Here is an 18283-nt window from a genome sequence, read left to right on the forward strand (position 1 = left end):
ACCGCCCATAAGGGTGTACAACAGCTCGATGCAGGCAAGCTGGAACAAATCGTCCATGAAAATCGTGAAATGGCAACCCAACTTTTAGAAGAAGGGTTTAAATACAGCGATGACTCCTATAAAACCATGTTTATCAAAGAGCACCCCATCGCCGTGGTGGATCGTGATGAACAGGGTAATACAATCTATGAAATAGATGCAAATGGAGAGCCTATAGAAGACGCTCGTGGACAAAAAATACCTAAGTTTCATTATTTAACGGATGAAGAAAAGCAGCATTTGCAAGAAGGCTCTGATGGCAAAGTGCATGTGTCCTTTAATGGCATCTTTACACCACTCTATGAAGCTGCTGTTTATGCAGAGCAACATGCGAAGGATAAAAATAAACCGCTTTATTTTGTGGTGTTCCCAGAAGCTGATTCTGCTATCTCAGAACTTCTAGTCGCGGGCTATCAGAAGTTTATGGAAAATAACTTTTGGGGTTTGAACAATTCCACACAAGAAGCAAAAGATTTGATGTATAGCTATGGTCTTACAGGGTTAGAACTTTATGGACATAGTCGCGGGACAATGACATTGGGGAATATGCTGAATTCTTTCAAACAAGAAGGTGTGCATGGGATAGCCAACGAAAACACGACTATCAATCTCTATGGACCAGCCTTTAATGTTTTAGTTGCATCCGGTCTGTTAGGGTATGTGAGTGATAGCAAACAAACCATTGTTGGTTTTGATGGGAATAGATATGACTTTGTCAGCCGATGGATTGGCGGTAATGGCTATACCTACGAGACAATACCTGCTGGCAGTAACATGTGGAAAGAATGGTGGAATATGTTCACAAATCCTTACAATCCTCATACTTGCCTTGGAGATGCGAGCCAAGCATGTCGGTATGTTTATGGCTCATCCAATCGAGTACAAAATAAGAAAAAAATCTTGGTATTGGTTTTCAGGAAGATATTGTTGATTGTGATGACAACGATGCTGTTAAGCAGCGTATAGGATTGATCAATGGTTATTTGAAGACAGTAGTGAAGGAAGGTTGGGTGGATATTACTGAAGGGAAGAGCTTTTTTGATGATTGTATAATAGAAAAATCTAATAGTAGTTTTGTAGATTATTGTTTACAAATTAAAGCAAATAACCTCTTTTTTTATTTACATGAGAGAAGTAAAGGGGTTAGTTGATTTTTTTGTTTTAAAGTCCTTACAGAAGTTCGCAGGTATAGAAGCAAAAATGGAATAATTTTTTTATTGGATGAGTCAGCAAATAATTTACATATTCATCCACAGAGAAAAATATTAAGCTCCTTACAAACTTTATCGAGCATAAAGGGCAATAAAGTAATTTATTCGAAGCATTCCCCTTATCTTATTAACGATGATAATTTGGATAATTTGTTTACCGTACGTAATGAAGCAAATGATTTTGAAGCGTCTCGAATTGTTTGTAAAAGATTTCTGGAATTAACTACATCTTCTGAAGAAACTGTGAGGGCTGTTGAGCCTATTGTTCAAAAAACATGGATTACACACCTTGGAATAGGAGCTGATTGGATTATAAAAAAATTTAATGGAGTTGCTGCTAATGCAAAGAAAGTAAATCACATTGCGGATTGCGTGAAACATATTATTGGTGGATAATTTTCTCAGTTTATGCCGTAAAGCTTATACTCTTACGAGTTTTATTTAAATGCTAACACCCTTTTGTAAAACTTTACGCAAACTTCGTATTGATCACTCCAAACGTTTCTTAGATATGGCTAAGAGATTAGACATATCTGTATCATTTTTATCTTCTGTAGAGATTAGCAAAAAATCTCTACCTATTGGCATGGAAGAAAAGATCATTGGACTCTATGATTTAGATCAAGAGGTAGCAGAAATTTTGAAAAGAGAATCGAATTCTTGTTGTAAAAGTTTCACTATAAAGTCTTCTGATACATTTAGATGTGAAGCTGTTGGTATGTTTGCTAGACTGATAAACATTATTTCACAAGAAGATTTAGAACTATTAAAAAATTGTTAGAGAAAGCTGGCAAAAAGAATGCGCTTTGTAAAGGAAAGAGTAAAAACCATATTCCCCTAACTTTATTTAGGCATCCCTTAATCTTTAAAAAATATATGAAGAATTAATAACTGAATAAGAATATAAAGCCATACGGTGGGCGATGAGAGACTCGAACTCCCGACATCCTCGGTGTAAACGAGGCGCTCTACCAGCTGAGCTAATCGCCCAATGCAATGATCAGCAATTGAATGGAAACTCTTTAAGGAAAAATTTTTCTAAACGCAAGAATAAAGATAGGATTTGATATTTTTTTTTAAAAATGCATAATCCTTCTTGACATAAACGCATGAACCCCTTACACGACCGCTTGTACCAAATTAAATTGGTTCGAAAAAAATGCGCGGGTGTAGCTCAGTTGGTTAGAGTGCTGGCCTGTCACGCCGGAGGTCGCGGGTTCGAGCCCCGTCACTCGCGCCATTTCGTGATTCCTTATAAAATTTCCTTTTTAAAATATCCATATGCTATGAGTAATGTGGTGGAGTGTTTGATTGGGGAATAAATATGTTTTTTCTTTCTTTTTATATGGTTTATAAGAATAGGGCTTGCGTCTTTCTTTGCTCTGCGTTACCTATGCCGATAAGAAAAGTATCGCTCTGTATGCCTTTGAAGCAGTATGAATAGAGTTAATAGAGCGATTGTTAAATTTGTCTGTTTGGTCACGCAATATTGAATCATTGTGTTAAAATCAGGCATTTCGTTACGATGGAAGAGGGTTATGGCTTATTTATTGAGCTCTTATTTGCCAGTCTTGATTTTCATTATTGTGTCAGCGGTTATTGCTGGAGTTTTGTTGATTACACCTTACATTGTAGCATATCGTTCCCCCGATCCTGAAAAATTATCGGCTTATGAATGTGGGTTTAATTCATTTAGTGATGCACGCATGAAGTTTGATATTCGTTTCTATTTGGTATCAATTTTATTTATTATTTTTGATCTTGAAGTTGCATTTCTTTTTCCTTGGGCTGTTTCATTCGAATCAATAGGTATGTTTGGCTTTTGGTCGATGATTGTGTTTTTAGCGATTTTGACTATTGGATTTATATATGAATGGAAAAAAGGAGCCCTTGAATGGAATTAAGATCTAATAATTCAACGATTGAGGCTCCAAAACCAAAAGGAATCATTGATCCAAATACTGGTGGGCTGATAGGATCTGACGATAAGTTTTTTCGTGATATCAATGCTGAATTGTCAGATAAGGGTTTTTTAGTTACCTCGGCAGATGCTTTGATTACTTGGGCACGTACCGGTTCTTTAATGTGGATGAGTTTTGGTTTGGCTTGTTGTGCTATCGAAATGATGCAATGTTCAATGCCTCATTATGATAATGAGCGTTTTGGATATGCACCACGAGCTTCACCCCGCCAGTCAGATGTGATGGTGGTGGCAGGTACTCTAACAAATAAGATGGCTCCTGCTTTAAGAAAAGTGTACGATCAGATGCCAGAGCCACGTTATGTGATTTCTATGGGATCATGTGCAAACGGTGGGGGATATTATCATTATTCCTATTCAGTAGTGCGGGGATGTGATCGTATCGTGCCTGTCGATATATATGTCCCAGGGTGTCCACCTACAGCAGAGGCATTATTATACGGCATATTGTTGCTACAGAAAAAAATCCGTCGTACCGGATCCATAGAGCGATAGAGAGTTTTCTTGTCATGGTGGATGAAACATTGGTTGAGCTTGCTGCTTATTTGGAAAACAAATTAAAAAATAAGCTTGAAGAGACTGTTCTTGCTTTTGGTGAATTGACCATTGTGGCACGTCTTGATGCAATTATTGATGTTTTAATGTTTGTTCGTGATGATTCTCGCTGTCAATTTATTAATCTTACAGACATTAGTGGTGTGGATTATCCTTTTCGCAATAAGCGCTTTGATGTTTCTTACCAATTGTTATCTCCTCGTGAGAATTTACGCTTACGTGTAAAAGTTCGTACGGATGAAAATACTCCTGTTGCTTCAGCTTGTACGGTTTATCCTGGCGCAGAGTGGTATGAACGTGAAACGTATGATATGTATGGGATTTTATTTTCAGGACATCCGGATTTGAGACGGATTTTAACAGATTATGGATTTGAAGGATATCCTTTACGCAAAGACTTTCCTGTGACAGGATTTGTTGAATGCCGTTATGATAATGAAGCAAAGAGGGTGATTTATGAGCCTGTTGTTTTGCGCCAAGAGATGCGTAATTTTGATTTTCTTTCTCCTTGGGAAGGAGGACAGTATACTTTGCCATGTGATGGGAAAGCAGATGAAAAAAAATAATATTGGTTTTGATAAGGCATTATATTAAAGTACTGTATTTCTTAAATAATTAAATATTTTTTAGCGTGATAGATTTTTTGATATTTGATATGAAGTTTTTTAAAAAGCAAGGGGTTGATTGTGGCTGAGGTCAATGTTCGAAACTTTAATATCAATTTTGGTCCGCAGCACCCTGCCGCGCATGGGGTTTTGCGCATGGTTCTGGAGCTGGACGGTGAAGTTGTTGAGCGTGTAGATCCACATATTGGGTTGTTGCATCGCGGTACTGAAAAATTAATGGAAACAAAGACTTATCTCCAAGCTGGTCCTTATCTAGATCGTTTGGATTATGTTGCTCCTATGAATCAGGAACATGCTTTTGTTCTTGCTATTGAAAAGTTATTAGATATAAAAGTTCCTAAAAGAGGGCAATTAATACGTGTTTTGTTTTCTGAAATTGGGCGTATTCTTAATCATTTGCTTAATGTAACGACACAGGCAATGGATGTTGGTGCTTTAACACCACCGCTTTGGGGATTTGAGCAACGTGAAAGATTGATGATTTTTTATGAGCGTGCCTGTGGTGCTCGTCTTCATGCAAATTATTTTCGTCCTGGTGGCGTGCATCAAGATTTACCAGAATCTTTAGTTGAGGATATTGGTGATTTTATTGATCCATTTCTTGTTTCTCTCGGAAAACTTGATGCGCTTGTGACCCCAAATCGGATTTTTAAGCAGCGTAATGTGGATATTGGTGTTGTAAGTATTGATGAAGCTTGGGCACGTGGTTTTTCTGGGGTTATGATTCGTGGAGCTGGTGTTCCATGGGATTTGCGTAAAAGTCAGCCTTATGAATGTTACGATGAAATGGAATTCGATATTCCTATAGGTAAAAATAGCGATTGTTATGATCGCTATCTTATTCGTATGGAAGAAATGCGTCAATCAGCGAAAATTATGCGCCAATGTGTGGAGCGTTTACTGAGTACTGAAAAAAATGGACCGGTTTCGAGCTTGGATCGCAAAATTGTACCACCGACGCGGAGTGAAATGAAAAGCTCGATGGAAGCACTGATTCATCACTTTAAACTCTATACGGAAGGTTTTCATACACCTCCTGGAGAAGTATATGTTGCTGTGGAAGCTCCGAAGGGTGAGTTTGGTGTTTATCTTGTTTCTGATGGAACCAATAAGCCTTATCGTGTCAAGTTGCGTGCTCCTGGGTTTGCTCATCTCCAAGCTATGGATTTTTTAACCAGAGGTCATATGTTAGCAGATGCTACAGCTATTTTGGGTTCGATTGATATTGTTTTTGGGGAGGTTGATCGCTAATGTCCGTACGCCGTCTTGCAGATGATGTTTATCAGCCTGCTGAGTTTTCTTTTACAAAAGAAAATCAGATATGGGTAAAAAATACCATAAAAAAATATCCTGCAGGGCGTCAGCAGTCTGCTGTAATTCCATTATTAATGCGTGCTCAAGAGCAAGATGGTTGGGTGACACGTGCTGCGATTGAGCATATTGCTCAGATTCTTTCCATGGCTTATATCCGTGTCTTAGAAGTTGCGACTTTTTATACTCAGTTTCAGCTTAAGCCTGTTGGAACAAAAGCGCATATTCAAGTTTGTGGTACAACGCCTTGTATGTTACGTGGTTCTGATGAATTGATTAAAGTTTGTCAGAAAAAAATTCATCATGAACCTTTTGCGACCAATCAGGATGGAACCTTATCATGGGAAGAGGTAGAGTGTCTAGGTGCTTGTGTGAATGCTCCGATGGTTATGATTTTTAAAGATACTTATGAAGATCTTACAGCTGAACGCCTTGAAGAAATTATTGATGCATTTGAAGCAGGGAAGGGTTCTGAGATAGCGGTTGGTCCGCAAAATAGTCGTAAATCGTCGGAACCGATTAGTGGTTTAACTTCTCTTATTGATGATGAGAAAGAAAAAAAGATCTCTCAAGTTTTTACCAAAAAAGGATAAGGAAAGAATGGGGAACATAATTAAGTATTTTTCTTGAGAAAATATTTTATTATTCTACCCATGATGGCAACATTTAACGAAAAGTAAGAAGTCTTGAAAAGATATTTAAAAATTGCATTTGAGGAAAAGCGGAAAATGCTATGGGTAATAGAAAAAAAGGTGGGGTATGCTAGCTGATAAAGATCGTATCTTCACCAATATTTATGGTTTAAAAGACAAATCATTAAAGGCTGCGATGTTGCGTGGGCATTGGAATGGTCTGAAAGAAATGATTGACAAAGGTCGTGATTGGATCATTGATGAAGTGAAGGAATCGGGTTTACGCGGTCGTGGTGGTGCTGGTTTTCCTACTGGAATGAAGTGGTCCTTTATGCCAAAGCAGAATGATGGGCGTCCTCATTATTTAGTTGTCAATGCCGATGAATCTGAACCTGGAACTTGTAAAGACCGTGATATTTTACGTCATGACCCCCATACTTTGATTGAAGGATGTGCAATCGCTACTTTTGCTATGGGAGCCAATGTTGCTTTTATTTATATTCGTGGTGAATATATTCGTGAACGTGAAGCGCTTCAAGCTGCCGTTGATGAATGCTATGATGCGGGTTTACTTGGCAAAAAAACGAAATATGGGCATGCTTGTGATATTGTTATTCATCATGGAGCGGGTGCTTATATTTGTGGTGAAGAAACAGCTCTTCTTGAAAGTCTTGAGGGAAAAAAGGGACAACCTCGGCTTAAACCACCATTTCCTGCCAATATGGGGATTTATGGCTGTCCAACAACAGTAAATAATGTAGAGTCTATTGCCGTTGTTCCAACGATTTTGCGGCGGGGGGCTTCGTGGTTTTCATCAATCGGACGAGCAAATAATGTTGGAACGAAATTATTTATGGTTTCAGGGCATGTTAATGCACCTTGTACATTTGAAGATGCTCTTGGTGTTTCATTCCGTGAATTAATTGAAAAACATACGGGTGGTGTTCGTGGTGGATGGAATAATCTTTTAGCAGTTATTCCAGGGGGGGCTTCTTGTCCAGTCGTTCGTGGTGAGGATATGATCGATGCGATCATGGATTTTGATGGAATGCGAGATGTCGGGTCTTCTTTTGGCACAGGGGGAATGATTGTTATGGATAAATCAACCGATATTATCAAGGCAATTTGGCGTATAGCTGCTTTTTTCAAGCACGAGAGTTGTGGTCAGTGTACACCGTGTCGTGAGGGGACGGGATGGATGATGCGTCTTTTAGGGCGTATGGTTGAGGGAAGAGCGCAAAAACGTGAGATTGATCTTTTGTTTGAAGTGTCTAAACAGGTTGAAGGACACACTATTTGTGCGCTTGGTGATGCTGCCGCATGGCCTGTACAGGGGTTGATACGTAATTTTCGTCCGGAAATCGAGCGTAGAATTGATGAATACACGCGAAATGTAGTCCAAAGCAAAAATATTGCTTTAGAAGCGGTTTAATAAAGGATTTTGTTTTAAGAGCAACCGAATGCAAATTTTAAGTGGGTTATCCGCAGGTTGGATGGGTGATGATAAATATCAAAGTTGATGGCAAAGAGATTGAAGTTCCTGATTACTACACGTTGCTTCAGGCCGCTGAGGCGGCTGGGGTAGAAATTCCACGTTTTTGTTTTCATGAATCTTTGTCAATTGCTGGAAATTGTCGTATGTGTTTAGTTGAGGTTAAGGGTGGTCCTCCAAAACCTCAGGCTTCTTGTGCTATGGGGGTTCGTGATTTACGATTAGGGCCTAACGGTGAGGTACCTGAGATTTTTACCAATACGGCGATGGTAAAAAAAGCACGTGAAGGTGTTATGGAATTTCTTCTCATTAATCATCCTTTGGATTGTCCAGTGTGTGATCAAGGGGGAGAGTGTGATCTTCAAGATCAAGCAATGCTTTATGGACGAGATTGTTCTCGTTATACAGAAAATAAACGTGCTGTAGAAGATAAATATATTGGACCTCTTGTCAAAACTGTTATGACACGATGTATTCATTGTACACGGTGTGTTCGTTTTACAACGGAAGTTGCAGGTATTTCTGAGCTTGGTTTGATCGGTCGTGGTGAAGATGCTGAAATTACGACGTATCTTGAAAAAGCTATGACATCTGAATTACAGGGAAATGTTATTGATCTTTGTCCAGTGGGAGCTTTAACTTCAAAACCTTATGCGTTTCATGCCCGTCCGTGGGAATTGGTAAAAACGGAATCGATTGATGTGATGGATGCGCTTGGTAGTGCTATCCGTATTGATAGCCGCGGCCGTGAAGTTATGCGGATTATGCCGCGTACAAATGAAGATGTAAATGAGGAATGGATCTCTGATAAAACGCGTTTTATTTGGGATGGATTACGGACTCAGCGGCTTGATAAGCCATATGTACGCAAAGATGGAAAGCTTCAACCTGTCAGTTGGACAGAAGCTTTTGCAAAAATAAAAATGGTAATCTCTAAAATTTTTCCAGAAAAAATTGGAGCTATTGCGGGAGATCTTGCTTCTGTTGAAGAAATGTATGCCCTTAAAGCATTATTGAGTTCTTTGGGCTCAACGCTTTTTGATTGTCGTCAAAGAGGGGGGGCTTTATCGCCAGAGTTTGGGCGCTCGAGTTATATTTTTAATCCTACAATTGTAGGTATTGAACAGGCTGATGCACTGCTTATTGTGGGATCTAATCCACGTCATGAAGCAGCTGTTTTAAATGCGCGTATTTTAAAGCGCCAACGGATGGGTAATTTTCCTATTGCATTAATTGGAGAGAAAGTCGATTTACGTTATCCTTATTCTTACCTTGGATCTGGGAGTGATACATTAACGACACTTATTCGTGGTGAGAATGTTTTTTTTAATGTCTTAAAAGAAGCGAAGAGGCCCCTTATTCTTATCGGAGAGGGAGCGGTTTCAGGAAATGAAGGTTTATCTGTTTTAAAAAGTCTTGCTAAATTAGCTGATAATATTGGTGCTCTTAGTGAGACATGGAATGGGTTTGGGGTTCTTCATAATGCAGCATCGATTGTTGGAGGGTTGGACATAGGCTTTACTTCTAAGTTTGGGGTTGCAAATATACTTAAAACCTGTGAAGTTCTATTTTTGCTTGGTGCTGATGAAGTAGAATTAGCCAATACAAAAGCTTTTACAGTTTATATTGGGAGCCATGGTGATAATGGTGCACATGCTGCTGACGTTATTTTGCCTGCATCTGCTTACACTGAAAAATCAGGGCTTTATGTGAATACAGAAGGACGTGTTCAAATGACAAATCGGGCTGGTTTTGCTCCAGGTGAAGCAAAAGAAGATTGGGCTATTTTGCGTGCTTTATCGGATATTTTAGGACAAAAGCTCCCTTTTGATTCTCTCTCTCAATTAAGGCAATGCTTGTTTAACGATTATCCACACCTTTGTGCTGTTGATGGTATAGTGCCTTCTGATATAAGTGGTCTTAAGGCGCTTGGTTCAAAAATGGTTTCTCTCGAGAGTCAAGCATTTACTTCTATGGTTAAAGATTTTTATTTAACAAATCCGATAGCACGTGCTTCTGCTGTTATGGCTGAATGTTCATCTCTTGCAAAAAACCATGCTACACAAACAGTAAAGTAAGGGCAAAGGAAAAGGAATAATGATGTATGATTTCTTTATGACTTGGCTGTTGCCATTACTCATTATAATCGGAAAAACACTTCTTCTTTTGGTCGTTCTTTTGGTCTTAGTTGCTTATCTTCTTTATGCAGATAGAAAAATTTGGGCAGCGGTACAATTGCGTCGTGGACCAAACGTTGTTGGACCATGGGGTTTGTTACAGTCTTTTGCAGATTTAATTAAATTTGTTGTTAAGGAGCCTATTATCCCTGCAGGTGCAAATAAGGGTGTTTTTCTTTTGGCTCCTTTTGTTTCAGCGACACTTGCTTTATCAACTTGGGCTGTTATTCCTGTCAATGAGGGTTGGGAGGTTGCAAAGATTAATGTTGGTTTGCTTTATATTTTAGCCATTTCATCTCTTGAAGTTTATGGTGTTATTATGGGGGGATGGGCATCAAATTCAAAATATCCTTTCTTAGGAGCTCTTCGTTCGGCGGCACAAATGGTTTCTTATGAAGTTTCCATTGGTTTTGTGCTTGTGACTGTCATTTTAATAAGTGGTTCGTTGGATCTCACAACAATTGTTCATAAACAAAGTTCTGGAATTGGTACAACTCTTGGTCTTCCTTTTAACAGCTTTCTCGATTGGAATTGGTTGGTCCTTTTTCCAATGTTTATTATATTTTTTATTTCTGCGCTCGCAGAGACAAACCGTCCTCCATTCGATTTGGTGGAAGCAGAATCTGAACTTGTTGCTGGTCATATGGTTGAATATTCTTCAACGCCTTACATGCTCTTTTTTCTTGGTGAATATGTTGCGATTGTTTTAATGTGCGCATTAACAACTATTCTATTTTTAGGCGGTTGGCTGCCTCCTTTAGATGTTTGGTGGCTTAATTGGGTTCCTGGTATCATTTGGTTTGTTTTAAAAGTCTGTTTTGTATTTTTTTGGTTTGCTATGGTCAAAGCATTTGTTCCACGTTATCGCTATGATCAGCTTATGCGGCTTGGTTGGAAGGTTTTTCTTCCTCTCTCACTAGCAATGGTTGTGATAACTGCTGCTTTTTTAAAGTTTACGGATTTCGTTTAAGAGGAGATTTTACGATGTCAGGTTTTATTCAGGCGGCAAAGTCACTTCTTCTATTGGAATTTATGAGTGCTTTTTTCTTAGCTATGCGTCAATTTTTTTCACCAAAACCTACGATTAATTATCCTTATGAAAAAGGTTTTGTATCTCAGCGTTTTCGCGGTGAGCATGCATTGCGTCGCTATCCAAATGGTGAAGAACGGTGTATTGCTTGTAAATTATGTGAAGCGATTTGTCCTGCTCAAGCGATTACAATTGAAGCTGGGCCACGGCGCAATGATGGTACACGTAGAACTGTCCGTTATGATATAGACATGGTTAAATGTATTTACTGTGGTTTTTGTCAAGAAGCCTGTCCGGTTGAGGCTATTGTCGAAGGTCCAAATTTTGAGTTTGCGACGGAAACACGTGAAGAACTTTATTATGATAAAGAAAAACTTTTATTGAATGGAGATCGCTGGGAGCGAGAAATTGCTCGAAATATATTGATGGATGCGCCTTATCGTTAAGTGTATCGTTAAATGAGGTGTCGGATATTTTTCCGATAAATTGTAATCTGGTATGAAGTTTATACCAATTGTTTGAATAATTAAGGAGAAGCCTATGCTAACAGATCTAGCGGCGGCATTTTTCTATTTGTTTGCTTTTATTATGCTAACAAGTGCAGTTATTGTTATTACAGCACGCAATCCAGTGCATTCTGTTTTGTTTTTAATCCTCGCATTTTTTAATGCAGCAGCTTTGTTTTTACTTGCAGGAGCAGAGTTTTTAGGGCTTATTCTGCTTGTTGTGTATGTTGGAGCTGTCGCTGTTTTATTTTTATTTGTCGTTATGATGCTTGACGTTGATTTTGCTGAGTTAAAGAGTGGAACTCTTCGGTATGCTCCTATTGGAGCTCTTATTGGTGTTATTATCGCTGTAGAATTGATTGTTGTTTTTATGAGTAGCTATTTTTCTCCAGTCTTGAGAACGCATGTTACGCAACCAATGCCAGATTTAGCGCAGCAAACAAATACACAAGCATTAGGTGATATTCTCTATACGGATTATGTTTTCTATTTTCAAATTGCTGGAATGATTTTATTGGTTGCAATGATTGGAGCTATTGTTTTAACACTTCGTCATAAATTAGGAGTAAAGCGGCAATCTATTGCCGAGCAAGTTTCTAGAACGGTAGAAAGTGCCATTGAAATCAAACAAGTTGAATCAGGCAAAGGTATGTAAGGGGGGCTATGCAGATGTATATTGATATTACACATTATCTCACTGTTTCTGCTTTAATGTTTACAATTGGTATTGCTGGAATTTTTCTCAACAGAAAAAATGTGATTATTATCTTGATGTCCATTGAGCTTATATTGCTTTCAGTTAATCTCAATTTTGTTGCATTTTCAGCATTTCTTCATGATCTCGTTGGTCAGGTATTCGCTTTATTTGTCTTAACCGTAGCAGCTGCTGAAGCTGCCATTGGTTTAGCAATTCTGGTCGTTTTTTTCCGTAATCGTGGTTCCATTGCGGTTGAAGATGTTAATGTAATGAAAGGCTAACCAGTGATGTATTATACGATTGTCTTTCTTCCGCTTTTGGGTTTTTTAATTGCTGCACTAGGTGGAAAAATGATAGGAGATCGTGCGAGTGAATTGATAACATGTAGCTTTATGGTTGTTGTTGCCATATTATCGTGGATAGCATTTTTCAGTATTGCACTTGGTCATATTCCAGCGATTGATGTATTGGTATTACATTGGATGACTGTTGGTGACTTAAGCTTTAATTGGGCTTTACATGTTGATGCATTAACAGCTGTCATGCTTATTGTTGTAAACAGTGTTTCGGCATTGGTGCATATTTATTCAATTGGTTATATGCATCATGATCCTTCAAGGTCTCGTTTTTTTTCTTATCTTTCTTTGTTTACATTTATGATGCTTATGTTGGTCACATCCAATAATTTGATTCAGATGTTTTTTGGATGGGAAGGTGTCGGACTTGCTTCTTATTTACTCATTGGTTTTTGGTTTCAGCGCGATTCTGCTAATAAGGCCGCAATGAAAGCTTTTGTAGTTAACCGTGTTGGAGACTTTGGTTTTCTCTTAGGAATCTTTAGTATTTTTGTTTTGTTCCAATCGGTTGATTTTACCTCTATTTTTGCAAAAGCTGCCGACAAGAGCTTTATACAAAATATGACATTTTTAGATTGGCAATTTGATGGGCAGACGGCAATTACCATTACATGTCTTTTATTATTTATTGGTGCGATGGGAAAATCCGCACAATTTCTTTTACATACTTGGCTGCCTGATGCAATGGAAGGTCCAACTCCTGTATCAGCGCTTATTCATGCCGCTACAATGGTAACGGCTGGTGTTTTTATGGTTGCACGTATGTCGCCAATTTTTGAACTTTCTTCGACTACTTTGACCGTGATTATTGTTGTTGGTGCAACAACAGCGTTTTTTGCAGCAACTGTGGGGTTGGTGCAGAATGATATTAAGCGTGTTATTGCTTATTCTACATGCTCTCAACTTGGTTATATGTTTGTGGCATTAGGTGTTGGAGCTTATGGCGCTGCTGTCTTTCATCTTTTTACGCATGCTTTTTTTAAAGCCTTATTGTTTCTTGGTGCAGGTTCTGTGATTCATGCTGTATCTGATGAACAAGATATGCGAAAAATGGGTGGGTTACGCAAACATATAAAGGTCACCTATTGGATGATGATGGTCGGGACCATTGCCTTGACTGGTGTTGGAATTCCAGGAACACTTTTCGGGACTGCAGGTTTTTTCTCAAAAGATGCGATTATAGAGTCTGCTTTTGCATCTCATAATATTGCTTCAGGATATGCTTTTTATCTTCTTGTTTTTGCTGCCTTTTTAACAAGTTTCTATTCATGGCGACTTATCTTTATGACATTCCATGGTAAACCACGGGCAACAGTTGATGTGATGCATCATGTTCATGAATCGCCTCCAGTTATGTTGATTCCACTCTTTCTTTTATCTATTGGAGCAATATTTTCTGGTGTCGTTTTCCAACCTTACTTTTTTGGTGATTTGTATAATGCTTTTTGGAAGGGAGCATTATTTACAAGCAGCCATAATCACATTCTTCATGATGCCCACCATGTTTTTAATTGGGTAAAATGGTCGCCTTTTATAGCAATGATTCTTGGATTTATGTTGGCTTATTTATTTTATATTGCGGCTCCCTCTCTTCCCAAGAAAATGGCGCGTATTATGCCAGGAGTGTATCATTTTCTTTACCAAAAGTGGTATTTCGATCAATTATATAACTTTTTATTTGTTCGTCCTACCTTTAGAATTGGTTCTTTTCTTTGGAAAGTGGGAGACGGTAAGATTATTGATGGTCTAGGTCCCAATGGTATTGCAGCGCGTGTTGTTGATATTACAAATAGAGTTGTTCGAATGCAAACAGGCTATCTTTACCACTATGCATTTGCAATGCTTATCGGCGTTGCATTGCTCATTACATGGATGATGATCGGGGGCGTAAACTAATGACCGATTGGCCTATTCTTTCTACGGTTACATTTTTGCCGCTTGTTGGTGTTCTTCTGATTTTGTTTATCAAAGATGATAGTGAAGTAGCACGCCATAATATACGTAATGTCGCATTTTTTACGACTCTATTTGTTTTTATTATTTCTTTAATTATTTGGATAGGATTTGATCCTAGCAACCAAAATTTTCAAATGGTTGAAAAATCTAGTTGGTTAGGGGGTGGTATTAGCTATCATATGGGGGTCGATGGTATTTCTATTCTTTTTGTTGTTCTCTCGGCTTTTCTTTTGCCTTTCTGTATTTTAGCAAGTTGGGAGAATGTTAAAGAGAGATTAAAAGCCTATATGATTGCGTTTCTTCTTCTAGAAGTTGCGATTATTGGTGTTTTTTGTGCTCTTGATGCAATGCTATTCTATGTTTTTTTTGAAGGCAGCCTCATTCCAATGTTTATCATTATAGGTGTATGGGGAGGAGTACGTCGTGTTTATGCAAGTATAAAGTTTTTCTTATATACTTTACTTGGTTCAGTGCTTATGCTGGTTGCTCTTATGGTTATGTATTGGGAGGCTGGGACACTTGATATACCAACTTTACTCAATTATCAGTTTCCTGCTCATATGCAAATATGGTTATGGCTTGCATTTTTTGCTTCTTTCGCAGTTAAAATGCCAATGTGGCCAGTTCATACATGGCTCCCTGATGCTCACGTAGAAGCACCGACAGCGGGTTCCGTTATTTTAGCTGGTGTCTTGCTCAAATTAGGTGGGTATGGTTTTCTTCGTTTTTCTTTGCCGATGTTTCCTATCGCTTCAGCAGATTTTGCGCCTTTTGTTTTCACATTATCGCTTATTGCTATTATTTATACATCACTGGTTGCACTTGTTCAAAGTGACATCAAAAAACTTATTGCATATTCCTCAATAGCGCATATGGGATATGTAACGATGGGTATTTTTGCTGCGAATGAACAGGGGATACAAGGGGCTATTTATCAGATGCTGTCCCATGGAATTGTTTCAGCAGCGTTGTTTCTTTGTGTTGGGGTTATCTATGATCGCTTGCATACACGTGAAATTTCAGCGTTTGGTGGTTTAGTGAATAATATGCCTAAATATGCTGTTGTTTTCTTAATTTTCACTATGGCAAATGTTGGTTTGCCTGGAAGCTCAGGATTTTTGGGTGAATTTTTAACCTTAATAGGTGTTTTTCAAGTAAATAAATTGGTTGTTGTTTTAGCAACAACAGGTGTTATCTTATCGGCAGCCTATGCCCTTTATCTTTATCGGCGTGTGGTTTTTGGTTCCTTGGATAAAGAGAATTTAAAAGTATTAATAGATCTTTCTTTAAGAGAAAAATTTCTCCTTTATCCAATGATTATTCTTACAATATTCTTTGGTATCTATCCAACGCCTATTCTTAAGGCAACGGCGTTTTCTGTAGAAACCCTCATCAATAAACTGCACTAGATAAGGGAAGAATGCACATGCAAACTGAAATAATAGCGCAATTAGTCTTAATTCTTCCAGAGCTTTTAATTGCATTAGGAGCTGTCGTGCTGCTTATGATTGGTGTTTATTCCAATACACGTGCTTCTTTAACAGTGACAGGTTTAGCCATAGCACTTCTTGTGGCAACCATTATTATTCTTATAATTTTTCCGAAAAATGGTTCATTTCAAACCAATGCGCTCGTTATCGATTCCTTTAGTCGTTATATGAAAATTTTAATGCTTATTGGTGCACTCTTTTCTCTTATCATGTCTGTTGGTTTTGCCAATGCACAAAAGTTTAATATATTTGAGTTTCCGGTACTTGTTCTTTTAGCAACCCTTGGAATGATGTTTATGATTTCAGCGGGTAATATGCTGTCGCTTTATATGGGGTTAGAGCTGCAATCTTTAGCTTTATATGTTTTAGCAGCGATTAATCGTAATAATGTAAAATCTTCTGAAGCCGGTATAAAATACTTTGTTTTAGGAGCATTATCTTCAGGGTTGCTTCTTTATGGTATTTCTTTGCTTTATGGTTTTACCGGTCAAATTGGTTTTCACGAAATTGCTCTTGCTTTAAAAGATAAAAATGTACAATTGGGGGTTATTTTTGGAATTGTCTTTATTTTAGCTGGTTTGGCTTTCAAAATTTCTGCTGTTCCGTTTCATATGTGGACACCTGATGTTTATGAAGGAGCGCCCACACCGATTACAGCATTTTTTGCTAGTGCCCCTAAAGTTGCTGCAATGGCTTTAATCATCCGTATTATTGTGGTGACCTTTATTCCCATAGGGCGTGTTGATAACGTGATGCCTGCATGGCAACAAATTTTGGTGTTCATGGCGATTGCATCAATGATACTGGGTGCTTTTGCTGCAATCGGTCAGAATAATATTAAGCGCTTAATGGCTTATTCGTCGATCAGTCATATGGGTTATGCACTTGTTGGTTTATCTGCTGGAGATATGCTTGGGATAAAAAGCGTTATCCTTTATATGACTATTTATCTTGGAATGACGATTGGTTCATTTGCCTTTATTCTTGGAATGCGCTCTCAGAATGGAAATGTTGAAAATATTTATGATCTTTCAGGGTTAGCAAAGACGAATCCGTTTATGGCTGTTGTGATGACAATACAGCTTTTTTCTTTAGCAAGCATACCTCCTATGGCTGGTTTTTTTGGAAAGTGGTATACATTTTCTGCTGCTGTCCACGCTGGACTTACGCCACTTGCTGTCGTTGGGATGATAGCGTCTGTCGTTGGGGCTTTTTACTATTTGAGAGTCATTAAAATTATGTGGTTTGATGATGCAAAAGCGCATTTTGTTGCTTTATCTAAAGAGCTTCAATTTTGTCTTGGTCTTTCTGTATTCTTTATTTTATTTTACGCGCTTTTTGGAGTTTGGTTCGCTGAGCTAGCAGAAAAAGCAGCAACAGTATTGTTTTAATGAATATGGTTTATACTTTATCAGATTTTGCACAAAAACAGGGATACACTATTGAAGCGTACGATAGTGTTGATTCAACAAATCTCATTGCGCAACGAAAAGCGCAAACTGGTCATCAAGGTAATCTTTGGATTGTTGCACAAGAACAATCACAGGGAAGAGCAAGAAGAGGGAGGACTTGGTCTAGTCCAAAAGGGAACCTTTATTCTAGTCTTTTATTAATTGATGATATTGTTCATCAAACTGCGGCTCAACTTGGTTTTGTTGCTGGAGTAAGTGTGGCAGAGGCAATAAAAGAATTGATAAAAGAGGAAAAACAGACAAACAATATTGTGAGCTTAAAATGGCCAAACGATATTTTGCTCAGAGGAGAAAAAAGCTCTGGAGTTTTGCTTGAGATTTTAAAATTGTCATCACAACAATATGCCTTGGTTATTGGTATTGGAATAAATGTGAAATATAATTATGAAGATGCACCCTATTCCACTTCAAGCTTAAAGAATATCGGTTTGCGTATTGATGCAGAACAATTATTTACGGTTCTGACGGAGTGTTTTTCTAAAAATTACCTTCTTTGGAAACAACCAAAAGGATGTGAAATAATCCGAAAAAAATGGCTTTTATATTCCGCTCATCTTGGAAAATATGTCAAAGTGGTGAATGATGAAAAAGTCATTGAGGGTGTTTTTGATGGTCTTGATAGTGATTTTAACTGCATCATAAAGCAAAAAAATGGTCAGACAGCCATTATAACAGCTGGAGATGTTCATTTTGGTTCGGCTGCTTCTGTTAATGCAGGTCGTTATTAAAAAATTATTTTATCATCAGATACC

The 18283-nt window shown here is 38.1% G+C and carries 16 protein-coding genes, 2 tRNA genes and 2 pseudogenes; 19 read left to right on the forward strand and 1 reads right to left on the reverse strand.

What is annotated here, in order from left to right:
- The 3 genes and pseudogenes from ACFINU_RS03595 to ACFINU_RS03605 all read left to right on the forward strand — a co-directional run.
- Window positions 1–1005, forward strand: a pseudogene (locus tag ACFINU_RS03595) (filamentous hemagglutinin); the annotation flags it as partial.
- Between the two features lie 251 nt (window positions 1006–1256).
- A complete protein-coding gene (locus ACFINU_RS03600; RefSeq protein WP_375618180.1) occupies window positions 1257–1646 on the forward strand; it encodes a hypothetical protein in 390 nt (129 codons plus the stop codon).
- A 49-nt stretch (window positions 1647–1695) separates the two neighbouring features.
- A pseudogene (locus ACFINU_RS03605) lies at window positions 1696–2138 on the forward strand (XRE family transcriptional regulator).
- A 29-nt stretch (window positions 2139–2167) separates the two neighbouring features.
- Here the strand turns inward: ACFINU_RS03605 and ACFINU_RS03610 are convergent.
- Window positions 2168–2240: transfer RNA gene (locus ACFINU_RS03610), tRNA-Val, on the reverse strand.
- Window positions 2241–2413: 173 nt separating this feature from the next.
- Here ACFINU_RS03610 and ACFINU_RS03615 point away from each other — a divergent pair.
- From ACFINU_RS03615 to ACFINU_RS03690, 16 genes are all read left to right on the forward strand, one after another.
- Window positions 2414–2490: transfer RNA gene (locus tag ACFINU_RS03615), tRNA-Asp, on the forward strand.
- A 298-nt stretch (window positions 2491–2788) separates the two neighbouring features.
- On the forward strand, window positions 2789–3154 hold the full coding sequence (locus tag ACFINU_RS03620; RefSeq protein ID WP_005773599.1) for an NADH-quinone oxidoreductase subunit A: 366 nt from the start codon (window positions 2789–2791) through the stop codon (window positions 3152–3154).
- Window positions 3145–3726: a NuoB/complex I 20 kDa subunit family protein gene (locus tag ACFINU_RS03625; protein WP_375606831.1), complete on the forward strand. Its 582-nt coding sequence runs from the start codon at window positions 3145–3147 to the stop codon at window positions 3724–3726. Before ACFINU_RS03620 ends, ACFINU_RS03625 begins: the two co-directional genes overlap by 10 nt.
- 14 nt (window positions 3727–3740) lie before the next feature.
- Window positions 3741–4352 (forward strand): NADH-quinone oxidoreductase subunit C, encoded by a 612-nt coding sequence (locus ACFINU_RS03630; RefSeq protein ID WP_375618179.1) that lies wholly within the window; start codon window positions 3741–3743, stop codon window positions 4350–4352.
- A 120-nt stretch (window positions 4353–4472) separates the two neighbouring features.
- A complete protein-coding gene (locus ACFINU_RS03635; protein WP_375613457.1) occupies window positions 4473–5663 on the forward strand; it encodes an NADH-quinone oxidoreductase subunit D in 1191 nt (396 codons plus the stop codon).
- Window positions 5663–6316, forward strand: coding sequence for an NADH-quinone oxidoreductase subunit NuoE (nuoE, locus tag ACFINU_RS03640; RefSeq protein WP_375618178.1), 654 nt, complete (start codon window positions 5663–5665; stop codon window positions 6314–6316). Before ACFINU_RS03635 ends, nuoE begins: the two co-directional genes overlap by 1 nt.
- Before the next feature lie 166 nt (window positions 6317–6482).
- Complete coding sequence (gene nuoF, locus ACFINU_RS03645; protein ID WP_375618177.1) at window positions 6483–7787, forward strand: NADH-quinone oxidoreductase subunit NuoF; 1305 nt, start codon at window positions 6483–6485, stop codon at window positions 7785–7787.
- A 68-nt stretch (window positions 7788–7855) separates the two neighbouring features.
- The gene (gene nuoG, locus ACFINU_RS03650) at window positions 7856–9925 is read left to right on the forward strand and encodes an NADH-quinone oxidoreductase subunit NuoG (protein WP_375618176.1); all 2070 of its coding nucleotides are present in this window, start codon (window positions 7856–7858) and stop codon (window positions 9923–9925) included.
- 22 nt (window positions 9926–9947) lie between these two features.
- Window positions 9948–10994, forward strand: coding sequence for an NADH-quinone oxidoreductase subunit NuoH (gene nuoH, locus ACFINU_RS03655; RefSeq protein ID WP_375618184.1), 1047 nt, complete (start codon window positions 9948–9950; stop codon window positions 10992–10994).
- Between the two features lie 14 nt (window positions 10995–11008).
- On the forward strand, window positions 11009–11500 hold the full coding sequence (gene nuoI / locus ACFINU_RS03660) for an NADH-quinone oxidoreductase subunit NuoI (RefSeq protein WP_375618175.1): 492 nt from the start codon (window positions 11009–11011) through the stop codon (window positions 11498–11500).
- A gap of 94 nt (window positions 11501–11594) precedes the next feature.
- Window positions 11595–12215: an NADH-quinone oxidoreductase subunit J gene (locus tag ACFINU_RS03665; protein WP_375618174.1), complete on the forward strand. Its 621-nt coding sequence runs from the start codon at window positions 11595–11597 to the stop codon at window positions 12213–12215.
- A 14-nt stretch (window positions 12216–12229) separates the two neighbouring features.
- On the forward strand, window positions 12230–12538 hold the full coding sequence (gene nuoK / locus ACFINU_RS03670) for an NADH-quinone oxidoreductase subunit NuoK (RefSeq protein ID WP_273791275.1): 309 nt from the start codon (window positions 12230–12232) through the stop codon (window positions 12536–12538).
- A 6-nt stretch (window positions 12539–12544) separates the two neighbouring features.
- Window positions 12545–14509, forward strand: a complete 1965-nt coding sequence (nuoL, locus tag ACFINU_RS03675; protein ID WP_375618173.1) for an NADH-quinone oxidoreductase subunit L — start codon at window positions 12545–12547, stop codon at window positions 14507–14509.
- The gene (locus ACFINU_RS03680; RefSeq protein ID WP_375618183.1) at window positions 14509–15978 is read left to right on the forward strand and encodes an NADH-quinone oxidoreductase subunit M; all 1470 of its coding nucleotides are present in this window, start codon (window positions 14509–14511) and stop codon (window positions 15976–15978) included. Before nuoL ends, ACFINU_RS03680 begins: the two co-directional genes overlap by 1 nt.
- Window positions 15979–15995: 17 nt before the next feature.
- Window positions 15996–17450 carry an NADH-quinone oxidoreductase subunit NuoN gene (nuoN, locus tag ACFINU_RS03685; protein ID WP_375618172.1) on the forward strand — a complete coding sequence of 485 codons (1455 nt, stop codon included), beginning with the start codon at window positions 15996–15998 and terminating at the stop codon, window positions 17448–17450.
- Complete coding sequence (locus ACFINU_RS03690) at window positions 17450–18259, forward strand: biotin--[acetyl-CoA-carboxylase] ligase (protein ID WP_375618171.1); 810 nt, start codon at window positions 17450–17452, stop codon at window positions 18257–18259. Before nuoN ends, ACFINU_RS03690 begins: the two co-directional genes overlap by 1 nt.
- The last annotated feature ends 24 nt before the right edge of the window (window positions 18260–18283 follow it).

Origin of the sequence: Bartonella sp. AC130YNZD, assembly GCF_042196865.1 — a bacterium.
Lineage (GTDB): Bacteria > Pseudomonadota > Alphaproteobacteria > Rhizobiales > Rhizobiaceae > Bartonella.

Coding starts and splice junctions, on each gene's coding strand:
- nuoF (WP_375618177.1), top strand. CDS start 6,483: ATGCTAGCTGATAAAGATCGTATCTTCACCAATATTTATGGTTTAAAA.
- nuoE (WP_375618178.1), top strand. CDS start 5,663: ATGTCCGTACGCCGTCTTGCAGATGATGTTTATCAGCCTGCTGAGTTT.
- ACFINU_RS03630 (WP_375618179.1), top strand. CDS start 3,741: ATGGTGGATGAAACATTGGTTGAGCTTGCTGCTTATTTGGAAAACAAA.
- nuoI (WP_375618175.1), top strand. CDS start 11,009: ATGTCAGGTTTTATTCAGGCGGCAAAGTCACTTCTTCTATTGGAATTT.
- nuoL (WP_375618173.1), top strand. CDS start 12,545: ATGTATTATACGATTGTCTTTCTTCCGCTTTTGGGTTTTTTAATTGCT.
- ACFINU_RS03680 (WP_375618183.1), top strand. CDS start 14,509: ATGACCGATTGGCCTATTCTTTCTACGGTTACATTTTTGCCGCTTGTT.
- nuoG (WP_375618176.1), top strand. CDS start 7,856: ATGATAAATATCAAAGTTGATGGCAAAGAGATTGAAGTTCCTGATTAC.
- nuoN (WP_375618172.1), top strand. CDS start 15,996: ATGCAAACTGAAATAATAGCGCAATTAGTCTTAATTCTTCCAGAGCTT.
- nuoH (WP_375618184.1), top strand. CDS start 9,948: ATGTATGATTTCTTTATGACTTGGCTGTTGCCATTACTCATTATAATC.
- ACFINU_RS03620 (WP_005773599.1), top strand. CDS start 2,789: ATGGCTTATTTATTGAGCTCTTATTTGCCAGTCTTGATTTTCATTATT.
- nuoK (WP_273791275.1), top strand. CDS start 12,230: ATGTATATTGATATTACACATTATCTCACTGTTTCTGCTTTAATGTTT.
- ACFINU_RS03690 (WP_375618171.1), top strand. CDS start 17,450: ATGAATATGGTTTATACTTTATCAGATTTTGCACAAAAACAGGGATAC.
- ACFINU_RS03665 (WP_375618174.1), top strand. CDS start 11,595: ATGCTAACAGATCTAGCGGCGGCATTTTTCTATTTGTTTGCTTTTATT.
- ACFINU_RS03625 (WP_375606831.1), top strand. CDS start 3,145: ATGGAATTAAGATCTAATAATTCAACGATTGAGGCTCCAAAACCAAAA.